This is a genomic window from Methanobacterium sp. (assembly GCA_039666455.1).
GTDB lineage: Archaea > Methanobacteriota > Methanobacteria > Methanobacteriales > Methanobacteriaceae > Methanobacterium_D.
The window spans coordinates 1-15,214 of the sequence record JAVSLW010000016.1 but is presented as its reverse complement, the minus strand read 5'-3'; the positions used below and the strand labels follow the sequence as shown (position 1 = coordinate 15,214).

21 protein-coding genes and 1 pseudogene are annotated in these 15,214 nt (G+C 34.6%); 12 read left to right on the top strand and 10 right to left on the bottom strand.

The window, feature by feature from the left end; all coding sequences use genetic code 11:
* Window positions 1-284 precede the first annotated feature (284 nt).
* The gene (locus PQ963_05395; GenBank protein MEN4029099.1) at window positions 285-725 is read left to right on the top strand and encodes a hypothetical protein; all 441 of its coding nucleotides are present in this window, start codon (window positions 285-287) and stop codon (window positions 723-725) included.
* Between the two features lie 126 nt (window positions 726-851).
* Here PQ963_05395 and PQ963_05390 read toward each other — a convergent pair whose 3' ends face one another.
* The gene (locus PQ963_05390; GenBank protein ID MEN4029098.1) at window positions 852-2,087 is read right to left on the bottom strand and encodes a TIGR00300 family protein; all 1,236 of its coding nucleotides are present in this window, start codon (window positions 2,085-2,087) and stop codon (window positions 852-854) included.
* 1,024 nt (window positions 2,088-3,111) lie between these two features.
* Here PQ963_05390 and PQ963_05385 point away from each other — a divergent pair.
* The 8 genes and pseudogenes from PQ963_05385 to PQ963_05350 all read left to right on the top strand — a co-directional run bounded on the left by PQ963_05385 (window position 3,112) and on the right by PQ963_05350 (window position 7,425).
* Window positions 3,112-3,933, top strand: a complete 822-nt coding sequence (locus tag PQ963_05385) for a C39 family peptidase (protein MEN4029097.1) — start codon at window positions 3,112-3,114, stop codon at window positions 3,931-3,933.
* A gap of 169 nt (window positions 3,934-4,102) precedes the next feature.
* Entirely contained in the window at window positions 4,103-4,279 is a 177-nt protein-coding gene (locus tag PQ963_05380) for a hypothetical protein (protein ID MEN4029096.1), read from the top strand.
* A gap of 92 nt (window positions 4,280-4,371) precedes the next feature.
* A pseudogene (locus tag PQ963_05375) lies at window positions 4,372-5,073 on the top strand (cysteine peptidase family C39 domain-containing protein).
* A gap of 135 nt (window positions 5,074-5,208) precedes the next feature.
* Window positions 5,209-5,691, top strand: a complete 483-nt coding sequence (locus PQ963_05370) for a hypothetical protein (protein ID MEN4029095.1) — start codon at window positions 5,209-5,211, stop codon at window positions 5,689-5,691.
* Window positions 5,688-6,209, top strand: coding sequence for a hypothetical protein (locus PQ963_05365; GenBank protein MEN4029094.1), 522 nt, complete (start codon window positions 5,688-5,690; stop codon window positions 6,207-6,209). Before PQ963_05370 ends, PQ963_05365 begins: the two co-directional genes overlap by 4 nt.
* A gap of 104 nt (window positions 6,210-6,313) precedes the next feature.
* Entirely contained in the window at window positions 6,314-6,691 is a 378-nt protein-coding gene (locus tag PQ963_05360) for a hypothetical protein (GenBank protein ID MEN4029093.1), read from the top strand.
* Between the two features lie 168 nt (window positions 6,692-6,859).
* Window positions 6,860-7,177 (top strand): hypothetical protein, encoded by a 318-nt coding sequence (locus PQ963_05355; GenBank protein MEN4029092.1) that lies wholly within the window; start codon window positions 6,860-6,862, stop codon window positions 7,175-7,177.
* A gap of 92 nt (window positions 7,178-7,269) precedes the next feature.
* A complete protein-coding gene (locus PQ963_05350; GenBank protein ID MEN4029091.1) occupies window positions 7,270-7,425 on the top strand; it encodes a cysteine peptidase family C39 domain-containing protein in 156 nt (51 codons plus the stop codon).
* A gap of 481 nt (window positions 7,426-7,906) precedes the next feature.
* Here PQ963_05350 and speB read toward each other — a convergent pair whose 3' ends face one another.
* Window positions 7,907-8,776: an agmatinase gene (speB, locus tag PQ963_05345; GenBank protein MEN4029090.1), complete on the bottom strand. Its 870-nt coding sequence runs from the start codon at window positions 8,774-8,776 to the stop codon at window positions 7,907-7,909.
* A gap of 18 nt (window positions 8,777-8,794) precedes the next feature.
* Window positions 8,795-9,184, bottom strand: a complete 390-nt coding sequence (locus tag PQ963_05340) for a translation initiation factor IF-5A (protein ID MEN4029089.1) — start codon at window positions 9,182-9,184, stop codon at window positions 8,795-8,797.
* Window positions 9,185-9,407: 223 nt separating this feature from the next.
* Here PQ963_05340 and PQ963_05335 point away from each other — a divergent pair, with 223 nt between their 5' ends.
* The 3 genes from PQ963_05335 to PQ963_05325 are packed head-to-tail and all read left to right on the top strand — an operon-like array spanning window position 9,408 to window position 11,531.
* On the top strand, window positions 9,408-9,851 hold the full coding sequence (locus tag PQ963_05335; GenBank protein ID MEN4029088.1) for an arginine decarboxylase, pyruvoyl-dependent: 444 nt from the start codon (window positions 9,408-9,410) through the stop codon (window positions 9,849-9,851).
* A gap of 4 nt (window positions 9,852-9,855) precedes the next feature.
* On the top strand, window positions 9,856-10,689 hold the full coding sequence (locus tag PQ963_05330) for a bifunctional fructose-bisphosphatase/inositol-phosphate phosphatase (GenBank protein MEN4029087.1): 834 nt from the start codon (window positions 9,856-9,858) through the stop codon (window positions 10,687-10,689).
* Window positions 10,689-11,531, top strand: coding sequence for an NAD(+) kinase (locus PQ963_05325; protein ID MEN4029086.1), 843 nt, complete (start codon window positions 10,689-10,691; stop codon window positions 11,529-11,531). Before PQ963_05330 ends, PQ963_05325 begins: the two co-directional genes overlap by 1 nt.
* 146 nt (window positions 11,532-11,677) lie before the next feature.
* Here PQ963_05325 and PQ963_05320 read toward each other — a convergent pair whose 3' ends face one another.
* From PQ963_05320 to PQ963_05290, 7 genes are all read right to left on the bottom strand, one after another.
* The gene (locus tag PQ963_05320) at window positions 11,678-11,866 is read right to left on the bottom strand and encodes a hypothetical protein (protein MEN4029085.1); all 189 of its coding nucleotides are present in this window, start codon (window positions 11,864-11,866) and stop codon (window positions 11,678-11,680) included.
* A 153-nt stretch (window positions 11,867-12,019) separates the two neighbouring features.
* On the bottom strand, window positions 12,020-12,283 hold the full coding sequence (locus PQ963_05315) for a hypothetical protein (protein MEN4029084.1): 264 nt from the start codon (window positions 12,281-12,283) through the stop codon (window positions 12,020-12,022).
* Window positions 12,283-13,029: a hypothetical protein gene (locus PQ963_05310; GenBank protein MEN4029083.1), complete on the bottom strand. Its 747-nt coding sequence runs from the start codon at window positions 13,027-13,029 to the stop codon at window positions 12,283-12,285. The genes PQ963_05315 and PQ963_05310 overlap by 1 nt, the downstream gene beginning before the upstream one ends.
* Window positions 13,029-13,889, bottom strand: coding sequence for a hypothetical protein (locus PQ963_05305; protein MEN4029082.1), 861 nt, complete (start codon window positions 13,887-13,889; stop codon window positions 13,029-13,031). The genes PQ963_05310 and PQ963_05305 overlap by 1 nt, the downstream gene beginning before the upstream one ends.
* Before the next feature lie 11 nt (window positions 13,890-13,900).
* A complete protein-coding gene (locus tag PQ963_05300; protein MEN4029081.1) occupies window positions 13,901-14,167 on the bottom strand; it encodes a hypothetical protein in 267 nt (88 codons plus the stop codon).
* A 10-nt stretch (window positions 14,168-14,177) separates the two neighbouring features.
* Window positions 14,178-14,909, bottom strand: coding sequence for a hypothetical protein (locus PQ963_05295; GenBank protein MEN4029080.1), 732 nt, complete (start codon window positions 14,907-14,909; stop codon window positions 14,178-14,180).
* 14 nt (window positions 14,910-14,923) lie between these two features.
* On the bottom strand, window positions 14,924-15,214 hold a 291-nt coding region (locus PQ963_05290; protein ID MEN4029079.1), incomplete at its 5' end, for a hypothetical protein.

The following is a 15,214-nucleotide window of genomic DNA, read 5'->3' as shown; positions in this document are numbered from 1 at the left end:
TAAGAGTTAATCTATTTAATTCAAGAAAATATGGTTTTAGACTTCCTTCTGCCATTACCACCTTTGCTTAAAACCATATTTTTAAAATTCTTATTTTTTAATGCAATCGGGGTTGTAAATTATTGGGTTGATATTTTTTATTGAAAATTTTTTAATCAAATATGTCCCTATTCAATGAAAGAAGGAATATTAAGGTTGAAATTTAAGGTTGAAATCACAACATGCATTCAACACCTATTATCTTTCCAAATAATAAAATGTATGGCAGATATGGAGGTTATATAATGAAATCAGGAGTGCCAATATACAATACAATGGTATATTTAATGAATAAGGCGGTATTTCAATTGTTTGGAGAAAATTCACGGGTGCTTTCTAGACTGGTGGCTAAATATATTGTGGATTATCTTCATTCTCAAAACATGATTGATAAAAATAATTTAAGCGAAGAATCAGTAAAAAGAGCATTCATTGAAGATTTGGAGGTTTGCGATAATTTGATCTATTCTGAAAATGATGGAGAGGGGGTTTTAAAGATAGTAAATCCTACATTGTGTGAAGGTATCGTGGAGTTACATAAAGAAAATCTACCTGTTATTTTTGCTCCAGGTATTATATATTGTCATTTAATCAATTATATCAAGAATCAGAAAGCATCATATATAGAACAAGAACATGATGAAGAGAGTAATAGCACAATAGTGAGATTTAAAATAATGAGCTAAAGTGGGTTTTAAAGTTACTTGATGCTGATATTAATTAATGAAAGAAAGAATATTAGGTTGAAATCACAACATGCGTTCAACACCCATTACTTTACAGTCCCTGCAATCTATTTAAGTCAAAAGTTCTTATTCTTTAATGCACTCTAATCCTTCTAAATTTTCATAAAGTACAGGTAAAAATGCTCCAACATCAGTAACTATACCAACAACCTGGGCACTGCCCCTATCAGCAAGTTTTGTGACTGTTGCAGGATTTATATCCACGCATATGCTTTTCACATAGGAAGGTAACATATTTCCCGTAGCTATAGAATGGAGCATTGTTGCAATCATGATCACCATGTCAACATTCTGTGCATATTTGCGCATTTCTTCCTGTGCATCCATTACATCTGTTATAACATCTGGAAGAGGTCCATCATCTCTTATTGAACCTGCAAGAACAAAAGGTACGTTATTTTTCACACACTCATACATTATTCCACTATTTAGAATCCCATTTTCAACAGCTTCTTTTATTGAACCTGCCTTGTTTATTTCGTTAATCGCATAAATATGGTGCCTATGTCCCCGAACAACTGCTTCACCACTTCCGGTGCATACTCCAAGTGATGTCCCATAGAGTGCATTTTCAATATCGTGAGTTGCCAGGGCATTTCCAGCAAATAAAACATCGATAATTCCCTCTCTAATCATTTTTGCAAGTAATGGAGCTGATCCAGTGTGTATTATTGCCGGTCCCGCTACAATAGCTATTTTACCTCTTTTTTCTTTAATTTCTCTGATTTCAGAGGCTATTTTTTTTATTATTGACCTCACCGGTTTTTCTGAAGAGGCTTCGCTGGACATAAATTCAAAAACACCTTTTTTTCCTCTTGGTCTTTCTGGAGGGACGACTTTAATTCCTTCCCTTCCAACAACTATTAAATCTCCTTCTTTTATTTTACCAATAGGTTTACATAGAGCTCTTCTACTTTCTAAGTCAATTACAATCATGCAGTCCATTTCTATACCTTCAACTTCTATCCATTCCCCTCCATATCTTACAAAAGTTGGATGGTTTGTGGTTGAATAGAAATCTTCAGGGAGTGTTTTATCTTTTTCAGATCTTAGAAGTTCAATTTCCTTTATTTCTACAATTACTGCTCCTATCTCACTTAATTCATCCAGTATTTCACCTAAATGGATCTCATCAGTTCCTGTAACTTTAATCCTTGCATGGCTTGCATCTTTTTTAAGTTTACCCACATGAATATCAAGGATTTCGAAGTCACCGCCCATGTCCATTATAAGATCAAGGGTTTTTGGGAGAGTTAGAGAATCAATTATATGTCCTGAAAGTTTAATTTCTCTTGTATCCATAAAATAGCTCCAGTTAAATCAATAATAAATATACGAACGTTTGGAAAACTTATTCCAAAACTTCACATCAATTGAAGGATCCCTATTGTTTAAAAATTCTTTTTAAAAGTATTCTAACATGTAATTTGATATAATAATTATTAAAATCATTCCATATAAATTTAAATCTAAAATGGATCTGTAAAGTTATTAGGGTTTGATGTATTCCCCGTGTTTTCGTATCCATTTTTTCATTTTATGGATTAGGTAGCTGAGTATTCCCTGTGCAGTTTTGTATATTTTCTTGATTTGATTTGGGTCGGTTTGTCTGTAGTAATCTTCTACCAGATTGGATGTTCGTGCTATTAATATATCTCTAATGAAGTGTGTGAGTCTATTGAAGCCGTCGAAAATCAGAGCCAACAAACACGTAGTGTTTGTGGCCCCAAAATCGAAGATTTTGAGGGATTTTCGGGCAATCAAAAACGAAGTTTTTGAAAGCCGTCGAAAATCAAAGCCCACGAACACAAAGTGTTTGTGGCCCTCGGAAATTCGTAGAATTTCCGGGGCATGTAAAAAATCTCTGATTTTTTACGGTTACGGAGCTATGCTCCGTAAACATCGAAAATCTTTGATTTTCGAAGGCCCCAAAATCGAAGATTTTGTGGGATTTTGTGGGATTTTCGGGCAATCAAAAGCGAAGCTTTTGAAAGTCAAGGATTATCTTTTTTGGTGAAATATCTATGGTACCTCCTTGTATTTCATGGAAAGGTTGAAGAAGAAATGAACAAATTTTAAACTAAACCTTCTGGTATGTAATTTAAACTATTTAAACATTTGTGTTGTGGGTGTTAAATTTTTAGGTTCTCTTAGAACAATATTGTCCTGTTAGGACAAAATTGTTCTGTTAGAACAAATTTTGCGTTTTTATACAGCGTTAAAACCACAACCTTTATATGACATGATTTTACAGACCAAAAAATTGTAAGATAACAGGAAGTTATTTTACAGACAGAGAATTGTGAATATAAAGGAGGCATGAATAATGTATAAATTGGTAGCAGTTCTGCTTGTGGCACTCATTATTGGAGTGGCACCAGCAATTGCTACACAGTATGGTGAAACTGCCGATACAATGGCAGTTAAAGGAAAGGGTGCAGATGTTGCATCTGCATCTGAATTAGTAGAAGCAGTTGAAAGTAGGCAGGCAACGGGAGCAGAAAATGAAACGTTGACTGCGAATGTGTCAAGTACAAATACTACAATGAGCGATGATCCTGTACCAGCAGAGGCTACAGGTGCAGATGCGCAGCTTTTAGATGAGGGTTTAGATTCTGTGGTTTCAGAAAACGATACTACAGGTGCAGAAAATGTTACTGCTACAATTCCACAAATAGATACCACTGGAATTGTAATGCAGAGCACTGATTTCAGTTGTGGACCGGCAGCGCTTGCAACAGTGCTGCAGAACATGGGAATCAACGCAACAGAAGGGGAACTTAAGGTCCTCGCTGGCACAGATACATCAGGGACAACAATGCACGGATTATCAGAAGCAGCGAAAGCAAAAGGTTTAAGTGCAACTGGTATGAAATTATCAGTTAATGATCTTAAACCTAACAACATCGTGCACATTATACTGGATGGCGAAGGCCATTACAGTGTTGTACGGGAAGTAACAGATACAAGCGTTTACCTTGCAGATCCAAGCCTTGGAAACATTGAAATGACCCGGGAAAAATTCAATGAAATCTATACGGGGAACGCACTATTGATAAGCGGTCCCCTTAATCAAACAGCAGAACAGGCTAATAGCAGTGCACAGAATTTAACAGCTGGAGAAATGGATACAGACAACATTGGATAAATAGTTGTAGAGATGAAGTATCTGCAGGATAAACCCTGCAGCCGCCGAAAAATTCTCAATTTTTCTGGGTTCGTAAAATCGAAGATTTTACAGAACCGTCGAAAATCATGGATTTTCGGGCTTTGAAAACATTTGGTTTTCAAAGATACATTTTTTCAGAGAGGACATTATGCAGGAATTTATCACCGAATTTGTTATGTGGGCCTTAGGTTTTCTTTTATTTGGCTATTTTGTGGAAAAGATGTCTTTAAAAAGGTCTGTTATATTTGGATTATATATGGGGATTATGGCTACTGTAATTCTGCCTCCAATAATTGATTTTTTATTAGATCTGTTATTTAAATGAACGAAAAATGTTCCCAAAGCACAGACAGAGAAAATAAAACTTCAAAACATCCTGATGGAAAATATAATTAAAATGAACCCGCAGCATTTGCCACAGTTCTAAATAATATGGGAATCAACGTAACAGAACAGAAACTCATGGTTCTAAGTGGCACAGATAAATTAGGGACAAGTATGTATGGCCTGGTACGTACGGCACAATCAAAAGGCGTAAATGCAACTGGTATGAGATTATCAGTTGAAGATCTTAGACCTAACATGATAGTTCATGTGACAATTGATGGTGAAGGCCATTACAGTGTAATCAGAAAAATAAGCAATGAAAGCGTTTACCTTGCTGATCCAAGCCTTGGAAACATTGAAATGACCAGAGAAAAATTCAGTGCAATTTTCACAGGCAATGCTCTGGTTATAACTGATCCCAACATGCAAGTTAATCAAACAGCAGAACAGGCTAATAACAGTACAGAAAATTTAACAGATACAGGTAGTATACAACCAGAAAACAGTCAAACTTTGACAACTGGAGAGATGCAGAGTATTAGGGGACAAGGAGCATGGGTACAAGTATGGGTAAAGGGATGGTTTTATAGTTGGTATGAGTGGGTCTATGGTTGGTACTGCATGGTAATTCCGCCCCATGGCATTACTCACTCGGATAGGATAAGCTTTGTATGGGTTAAAGGTTGGCATCGGAGGTGGGGATGGTATCGTAAGGTATATGGATGGCACAAAGTATGGAGACTTGTAGAAACATTACCATGGACTGCTGCTTCTCGTTTTACTCCTCCTTGACCATATTATTGATTAGCAGGAGAATGTATAGTAATTTACTTACTAACATCGGATACCTTTAGTTGAAGAGTTATAAACTTAAATAACAGCAGTTTATATCTTTTTTTAACTTTTTAAATTAAAGATGGTGATAAAATGAATAAAAAAATAAGAATTTCAGTAGTACTACTAATAATAGCGGCAGTAGGTTTTATAGGTTATATTCAAATTTTTGGGCTGTCTTTTGAAGGTAAGGAAAGTGATTTTTATGTACCCGCTGTTACAGGAGAAGCCAATATTTTAGCATATAAAAATTCATGCACTGAACTTAACTTATCACAAGTATCAAAAGATCCTTATTCCTTAATTGATAAAAATGTAAAAGTAACGGGCGAAATAATAGAAAAAAAAGAGTATGTACAATTTGACAAAGCAAGAACATCTATAGTACTTAAAATCCCAGGACTTTCACCTGACCCTTACATTTTTGTCAATTACTCTGGGACACTTACATTTACACAGGGCGATATGATAACGGTTTATGGAAAATACCATTACCCTGGAAGAACTGATGCACCACCAGAGATAGCAAATAAACATTTACCAGTTATTCGTGCAGCATACATAGAAAAGAAGTGAAAATAATCATTATTTTTACTGGAGGTTTTGTAATGAGGGAATTGAGTAAAGTTTTGACAGTGATACTAATTATAATAGTAGCTGCTTTTGCTTATGTATTAATATTGGGAATACCTTTTACTTTTGAAGGTAAGGAAAGTGATTTTTATGTACCTGCTCTTACAGGAGAAGCCAGTATTTCATCATATAAAAATTCCTGCACCGAAATTAACCTATCTGAATTATCTAAAGATTTTAAAGCTCTAAACGGACAAAAAGTCAAAGTAAAAGGCCAAATACAAAAAAAAGAAGAATATATACAATTTGACAAAACAAGAACATACATTGAACTTAAAGTTCCAGAACTCTCACCATACTATCATATTCTTGTCAGTTACTCAGCAACCATCCCCTTCAAAGAAGGCAACATGATAACAGTATATGGAGAATATGAATTTCCTGTAGGAACTCAATCATCACAAGAATTGGCAAACAAATATTTACCAGGTATTCGTGCAGGATACATAGAAAAAATCTAATTCAAAAAAACTGTATTATAATTTTTAGCCCCCCAAATTTAGATGGTTGTAGAGTGGAAGTATCTGCAGGATAAACCCTGCAACACTTTTTATGGAGGATATTTATGCTGGAAATTATTATTATCAGGTTTGTTGGGTCATCTTTAGGCTGGATCGCCATTGAATATTATGTAAACAAGCGACCCCTGAAAGAGTCTGCTGAAAATGGATTATATATGGGAGCTTTCCTTACAGCTGGGCTAACTGCTTTCAATCAAGCTGATTATCAATTAATTATTATAGGTACTGCATTGGGAATTGCAACGTTTTTATTAAATTGCCTTTTTGGGTATCATGTGTACAATCAGCCCTTAAAAGATTCTATTAGAAAGGGATTAATTGTAGGAATTGTCTTTACAATTATATTTCTAATACTTGCAAAATCACTTGATTTTTTATTGAATAGCATAAATGAACTGGAAAATGTTCAAACCTATATATAGAGAAAATGAAACTTCAACAAACATAACAGCTGCAGTTAGTGTACAATCAGAAAACAGTCAAATCCTGACCCGTGAAACATTGCAGACTATACGAGGAAAAGTAGAGTAAATAGAGTAGTTCGGCGCTGGTGGGGATTTATAATTTAATTTATAGAAGGAGGTGTTAGATTGACAGAAAAGGATTTAAAAAATAAAAAGCAAGAAGATGTTATCATCAGTTACATTCTCATCGGAATGTTTATAATAGTTAGTCTTTCTCAGATATATCGAATATTAGTTATACAGCCAACAAAAATAGATTTTGGCATACTACTGCTTTTTATCTTGTCTGCGGTAATAATTTATTTAGTTGACATTAAACAGGTAACAGAAAAATCTGAAAAAAAAGCACTGTGGAAGATAATTATTAGGTATATGAGGTATATGGGTATAATTGTAGGTATAATTGTATTAGCAACTATTATTTTAGAGTTTATATTACGCTGATGCATTACAGAATTAATTAATTTAATCCAGAGAATGATACAATAATAGCAGAAAATGAAACAATTCCACAAAAAGACACCAGTGGAATTGTAATGCAGAGCACTGATTTCAGTTGCGGACCTGCAGCGCTTGCAACAGTGCTGCAGAACATGGGTATAAACAGTACAGAAGAAGAACTCAAGGTCCTCGCTGGCACAGACACATCAGGGACAAGTATGTATGGCCTGGTACGGGCTGCACAGCTTTGACAAGCGAAGAAATGGAGATTATCAAGGGACAGCAATTATCAGCCAGCGTACCAGCACCAGCCAGCATGCAACTGTCAGCAGAAATAATGTAAATCATTAAATGAAAAAAGATAATAGGCGTTAACTTTAAGAAGTTTATACCTGGTGGTCAAAGCTTCCGAAACCTTTTGACCAGTTTAACAGGATGATTCACTGGCATCAACCAGAAATATATTAGCTGGGACTATCCCCTTTTTTTATTTAAGGAGGCAAGTAAAATGAAATTTTTAAAGTTATGTAAGCATGCTTTGAGATCTGATGATGTGGATATGTCAGGATTCATTTTAATTTTTGATGCCATATTCATGACAGTCATATTTATTATTTTACTACTAAAATCAACAGGCTTGCTCTAAAATTTGCCAGTCCAGTGCACACGTGTTTGTGGGCTTTCAAAATCATAGATTTCGAAAGGCCCATGCAAAGCGTGGGGTAGTTCACTCTATTGGCCAGATAAAAAGTCATATATTGCCTTTGAACCATTAATGGATGTTATATCGCCAAATCCAGTGGAAGAAACTTCCACCAGATCAAACCCGGCTACATTTTTTCCTTTTAATGAATGAATCAAGCTTTCAAGCTGAAAGGGATTCAGCCCACATGGCGAAGGAGTACTAACATTTGGTGCATATGCTGGATCAAGCACGTCAATATCTAAGCTTACGTATACAGGCCCATTAATGTTGTTTAATACTTTTTTAACCTTTTCAAGGTCTTCATTTACTTCATAAGATGTGAAAAAAGTTATTTGATTTTCACGTGCAAATAGGAGTTCATCTTCTGAGCATGACCTTAATCCAATCTGAATAATTTTTTCTGGATTTAAACCAAATATTCGACGTACTGCAGTAGCATGAGAATACTTTTCACCCATGTATTCATCTTTTAAATCCATATGGGCATCAAAATGAATAAATGTAGTATTTTCCGCGTCCAGTGCTTTTAATACACCATAACTTACTGTGTGCTCTCCTCCAATAACTACAGGAGTAATATTCATTTGTCGAAGTTCGGATACTGTAAATTCTATATTTGCACTGGTTTTTTCAAAATTACCATGTATAACTTCAACGTCACCAAAATCAAAAATATCGACATCCAGATTTTTATCCAGAACCATGTTATATCTTTCAAAATTATATGATGCTTCACGAACAGCTGCTGGGCCAGATCTGGCTCCAGTCCTGTAGGTAGAAGTACTATCAAAGGGAACTCCAATTATGCCCAATTTTTTAGAGTTATCTGATAGGTCAAGTTCATCTAATTCCTTAGAAAAAGCAAATTTTAAGGAGTTCTGGGTATAAAAAAGCATTTTATTACAGTAATTCAATTATTTGATTCTCATAATCTTTTGTTTACCCATAGCTTCAATGTAGTCAACTTCTACTCCTTCAGTTATCCTGTCTTTAAGTTCTTCTGGTATGGGCAGTTCAAATGTCTCATAACTTTCAAGATCCATTAGTTGAACCTGGTTTCCCATCAAAGCAAGGACCTGAGCTACTCTTTTATCGATTATAGGGACATCGCACTTTGAATCCACTGGTTTAACAAAGCTCCTTTTCTGGCCGTCGAATATTCCAATAGCTTCAACTCTGGCCTTTGCTGCACCGTGTTTTCCTGGTGATGATGTCTGGATACTTGAAATTTTTGATGCTTCTCCATCCAATATGACATATTTACCTACTTTTAAGGTTTTTACTTCTACAACCTTCTTTGACATAATATTTACCTCCAAAATATAAAAATATATTAAATGTATTTAACAGTCTTTAACCTTAAACAAAGCTCTTTAATTTAGAAAAGTCTAAAGATATCTTTACATATATATGCTATATATCCTATAAAAGTTTATACAAACTAATGTTAATATAGTCATAAACGCTTTAAATTTTCTTGTAGATTTAAGGTTTATCTCTTTCTATATTTAAATATTGAGTGATAACATGAAAATAGCAATAACTTCCGGAAAATCAGAAGGTCCAAGTAAGCTCAATGCATTTGACAATGCCTTATTAGATGCAGGAATCGGAGATGTGAACCTGATTAAAGTAAGCAGTATAATTCCTGCAGATTCAGAATTTGTGAAACTGCCTTTTTTAAAACCAGGATCCATGATAAACTGCGTCATGGCCCATGCTCATTCTGAAAAAAAAGGAGATGTACTCACTGCAGTAATTGCAGTGGCTATATCATATGATTTTGGCTGTGTAATTGAACATTCTGATGTAAATAAAGATCCAGAGGAAGTGAAAAATCGTGCAGTATTCATGGTAAAGGAAATGATGAAAGTAAGAAATATGGAAATTAAGGAAATGATTATAGAAAAAAAAACCCATGTTGTGGAGAATCAGGGTTCTGTAGTGGCTGCAATTGTTTATCTGGGGTAACATGATGAAAAAAGAAGACATTAAGTTCTGGAGAGAAATTTCACACAAAATAATTCATGAAGTAGAAGATGCTATTTCTCCACTTGTTGGGAGGAAAACGTCAGGAGAAATAGTTAAAATGGGTGCTGACGGCACTCCAACAAAATTGATCGATGAAGTGGCTGAAGAAAAAGTAATAGAAATCTTAAAAAGTACTGGAAAGTCTATTACTCTTATTAGCGAAGAAATAGGTGAAATTAAAATCGGAAATATGCCTTCTGAAGTTATTTTTGTAATTGACCCCCTTGATGGGACCGTAAACGCACTTAAAAACATACCAGTTTATGGTATTTCCATTGCGATTGCTGATGCTTCCATTAAACCGCTTGAAGAACTCACTTTAGCAGATATTGAAATGGGCTTTGTTAAAAATCTTGCAAACTGCAACCTCTATGAAGCTTTTAAAGACAATGGAGTGTATTTAAATGATAGATATGTGAGTTCATCTATTCAGGACAATTTAGCAGATTCATCAATTGGTGCATATATTCGGGGAGATAACAGGATAAGTAAACTAAGCAATATTGTAAGACGTATAAGACTTTTAGGTTCTGTAGCCATTGAATTATGCTATGTTGCCGATGGAACATACGATGCATTTTTAGATATTAGGGGAAATGTACGAATTATTGATATAGCAGCTGCAAAACTTATAATTGAAGAATCTGGAGGCATAATAACTGATGAAAATGGAAAAGACCTTAATAACAAATTGAATGTTAAAGAAAGAACTTCTGTAATTGCATCAGGTAATTTAAAGATCCATAAGGATATTATTAATGTTATAGGGGGTTTTTAATGCGTATAGGTATTGTAACGCGTCATGATATCCACAGGGGGGTGGAGCTTGCTGAAGAAATTGCTGATTTTTTAATTAAGGAAAATATAGAGGTGCTTTTAGATCCTCTAATAGTTAGTGAAATTCGCAGACACCACAACTTAAGCTGTGATATTGATGAAATGGATGCAGACATTATCATTGCCATTGGGGGTGATGGAACAATTCTAAGAACACAGAGTCTTCTTAGCGATAAAAAAATACCTGTATTTGGAATAAACATGGGGACAGTTGGTTTTTTAACAGAAATTAACCCTGAAGAGACTTTTCATGCTTTAAAAGAAGTATTAGCTGGAAATTATTTTGTTGAAGAACGTACACGTCTTAAAGTATGGCACAACAGAGATTTAGCTCCTGCTTTAAATGAAGTGGTTATACTGACAAGAAAGCCTGCTAAAATGCTCCACATAGAAGTTAAAGTAGATGATGAGGTGGTTGAAGAACTGAGAGCTGATGGACTTATTGTTGCAACTCCAAGTGGTTCCACTGCTTATTCCATGTCTGCAGGAGGTCCTATAGTTGATCCTCGAGTAGATGCATTTATAATAGTTCCTATCTGTCCATTTAAACTTGGATCACGCCCTACAGTGGTTTCTGGAGAAAGTATAATCCAGGTTAGATTGCTCAGGGAAGGTAAAAAAGCTGTTGCAGTAATTGACGGACAGTACGAAGAAGAAATAAACTACATGGAAAGGGTAATATTCCAGAAATCAAAAGAAAATGCTTATTTTGTAAGATTAACCAAAGAATTCTATAAAAAAGTAAGAGAAAAACTCATAAAAGGTGGAATAGATTCCAAATAGTTTATTTGAGGCTATCTTACAATCCAAGATTCTAAAAATAAGCTCAAATAGGGCCCTATATCAAAAAATAACTAAGAGACCAGTCAAAAGAAAAATACTTACCTAAACAACATAAAAAAAGCAGGTAAATAGAAACTCTCTAAAAGTTATAGTTGAAGTAGTCCCCAGTATTGCCAGTCAACCGGACTTTTTTTAGCTGCTTTTCCAGACTTGCCTTGGGTATAAGACTGTATTGAGAAAGAATTTCCAGGTATTGTGCTGAATAAAGGATTTAAACCCAAAGCACCGCCCATCAAATCAACAAGGAAAGAATTATCTTTAAGAGCTGAAGGCATTTGATTTCCAAGATAATGATTAATAATCTCTGAAGATGTTTTACCAGATGGACTGAATGCAGAATTATCTGATCTGGATTATTACCCTGATTTACAGCATTGTTTTGATTAGAATCTAATGCTCTAACACCCAGATCAATAAATCCAGTAAATTTAATTTCCCTTATTTCTCATTTCAGCAAGCTTTTCAGAAATCTCTTTACTTGTAATTCCCTGTTTTTCCTTAATTTCAGGTTCTTCCCCTTTTATCAGGTTATACACAAAAGAAGCAGCTATAAATCCTGTAAACCAAAATAAAGGTATTGTGAAAGGAGGACCTATACCTAAAAAGTTAATAGCTGCCATAACTACCAAAGAACCCGCCGCAGGGAAAGCAGCAATCGCCGTTAATATTGCAATAACTTTTCTCCAATTCATTATAACACCTCTAATTTAGTAATATCAGTATTTAAAAGTTTTAAATAGGTTTTATTAGCCACGATCACGTCTTCTGGTGATATTTTACTCCTATTTTGATTCACAGCATTGCAGGCTGCAAGAAAGGTTAAAGCATAATTCTCACAATTACTAAAGGTGCTTGCGTCTCCCCATCTAACATCATTAAGGTGGTACAGTATATCATATATTTTTTTATGGAGTTTTTTGCCTTGTTTATCCCATTTGATCTTTTTTAATTTCTGGTAGAATTCTTCATCAGGTGCCGGGTAATCTTTAGGTTTGTCAAAATCATCTAAAAGAGACATTAAACTCTCTAATATTGAGTGTTGTTTGTCCAAGTCTCCAGATGATAGTTTGCGTTGTTTGTAAGCATAATTGACAAACCCCATAATACCTGTGATAGCAAGATAATGCGTAGAAATAATAGTGTCTGTAAATAAAGAAGGTGAATAAAGTGGGGGATCCTTCAAAACATTAGTAGCGTATCTATCCTGTCTGTAACGCTCCAGCAAATATTCTGTGGAAGGTGGTGAAAAATTACCAATCTCCTCCTCCAAATTACTAGCCTCATAAACTTTTTCATAGATTTCTGAATCCATTAAAGACTGCACATCATCAAGAACTTCTTTTAACCCTTCCACATCAGGGAAGCTTCTTAATATTTTCTCTGCATTTTTTTTGTTTCTCTCTTTTTCCTCATCAATATCCCAATAGATCCATTTCATTACTTCCACCCTATCCATTTTTTGAATCCATTCCACGCCTTTTTTGCACCATTATAAATCTGTTTCCCTGTATTTTTAGCTGTATTAACAACTTTCTTGCCAGCTGTTTTAGCTTTATTAACTACTTTTTTAACTGTCCTTTTTACTGTATTAACAGCTTTCTTGGCAACTGTTTTAGCTGTCTTGGTTACTCTTTTAACAGCTTTTTTAGCTGTTTTTTTAGCTGTATTCACTGCTTTCTTGGCAGCTGTTTTAGCTTTGGTAACTACTTTCTTAGCAGTGGTAACAGCTTTCTTGGCAGTTTTTTTCACGGTGTTAACTGCTTTGTTAACTACTCTCTTAGCAGTGGTAACAACTTTATTTACAGCTTTGTTAACTGTTTTTTTAGCTGTTCTGGTTATTCTTTTAGCTGTATTCACTGCTTTTTTTGTTATTTCAGGAATTTTTTTAACTGTTTCATCAACTTTTCGAGCTGCATCATACACACCACGAAGCGCTAAATTTCTTTTAATAAACGGACTTAAAACACCATGAATATCTTTATAAACCTTTTTACTGGTTAAGTTTTTAAGCCAGCCAAAAGTTCTCATCCTCCATGGAGAAGTATGCACCCATTTTTTAACTGCTTGAGGAGTCATTTTGGAGAAAACATCTAACAGTGAATCAATCCCGCCTTTTGCACCTTTCCACAGTGTATTAACACCTCCACCGATAATGTTTTTAATATCTTTTGAAGTTATTTTACCCCATAATTTAAATTTATCATAAACTTCAATTTTAAGTTGTAAACCCTTACGCCGAATCCAGGAAGACTTAGAAAGCCTACCCGTAATAGTCTCAATCCAGGCTTTAGGACTCAAATTAATCAGGATTAATTTCCCTTATTTCTCATCTCAGCAAGCTTTTCAGAAATCTCTTTACTTGTAATTCCCTGTTTTTCCTTAACTTCAACTTCTGGCTCTTCACCTTTTATCAGGTTATAAACTGTTAAAGCTATTACTCCACTAACAAACAGGATAAACAATCTTTCAATAGGATGCTCGCTTGGCGAAAACCCGGGCCAGTAATTTTGAACAACAATCCCAATCAAAACAATTACTCCAATAAAAGTTAAATTCCTGCAATAACTTTCCTCCAATTCATAACAATCACATCAACCTACTAATATCAGTATTAATCAACTTCAAATAAGTCTTATTGGCTCTGATAACATCAAAAGTGTTGATCTTATCTCTCCCTTTAATAACAGCACTGCAACCAGACAAAAGCAAAATAAAAGCCTTTTCAGTTGCTCTAAACGTTATTGCCTTGCCATCAGCACCTTTCCATTTATTGAATACTAACATGAAAAAAATCTCACGAACACCATTAAATAATTTTTTAGCTTTTTTATCCTGCCATTTAACCTTCCCAAGTTTTTTAAAGAATTCAGCTGTGGGTTGGGGTGTTTTTTGGTTTGAATCGAAATTTTCCAATAATAACACTATCCGTGTGGCCATGTTTCCTTGTTCTACCTTGTATAAGTCTTCCTGGTAGATTTTTCGACCAGTTCTGATACTGTAGAGGTCACCAATGAAAGTGTAAATCACCCAAAAATCCTTGATATTTATCAATGGTGTTAATGGTAATCGTAATGGAAATTTGCTTAGATATTTGGCAGCGAAAATTGCTAAATCAGAATAATCATTATTTTTAGCACTATAACTTTTATCAACACTAAAATCAATAGGATTATCCATATGAACAAGTTTTTCATAAATTTCATTCTCTTGCAACACTAATATCTCATCCACAACTTCTTTTAACCCTTCAACATCATCAAATTCTTTTAATACTTTTTCTGCAACTTCATCAGTTGGTTCTGCACTAAATAATCCCATATTAAACCACCTCACTACCATGGCCATCGAATCTTACTCTTAACCCAGTTTACAGCTGAAGATGCTGCTTTTTTAACAGTGTTAACAGCTTTCTTGGCAACTGTTTTAGCTTTGTTAACTACTTTTTGGATTGTCTTTTTTACTGTGGTAACAGTTTTCTTGGCAGCTGTTTTAACCTTTGTAGCTACTTTCTTGGCAGTGTTAACTGCTTTCTTGGCAACTGTTTTAACTTTTTTAACTACTTTCTTAGCAGTGCTAACTACTTTCTTGGCAACTGTTTTAACTTTTTTAACTACTTTCTTAGC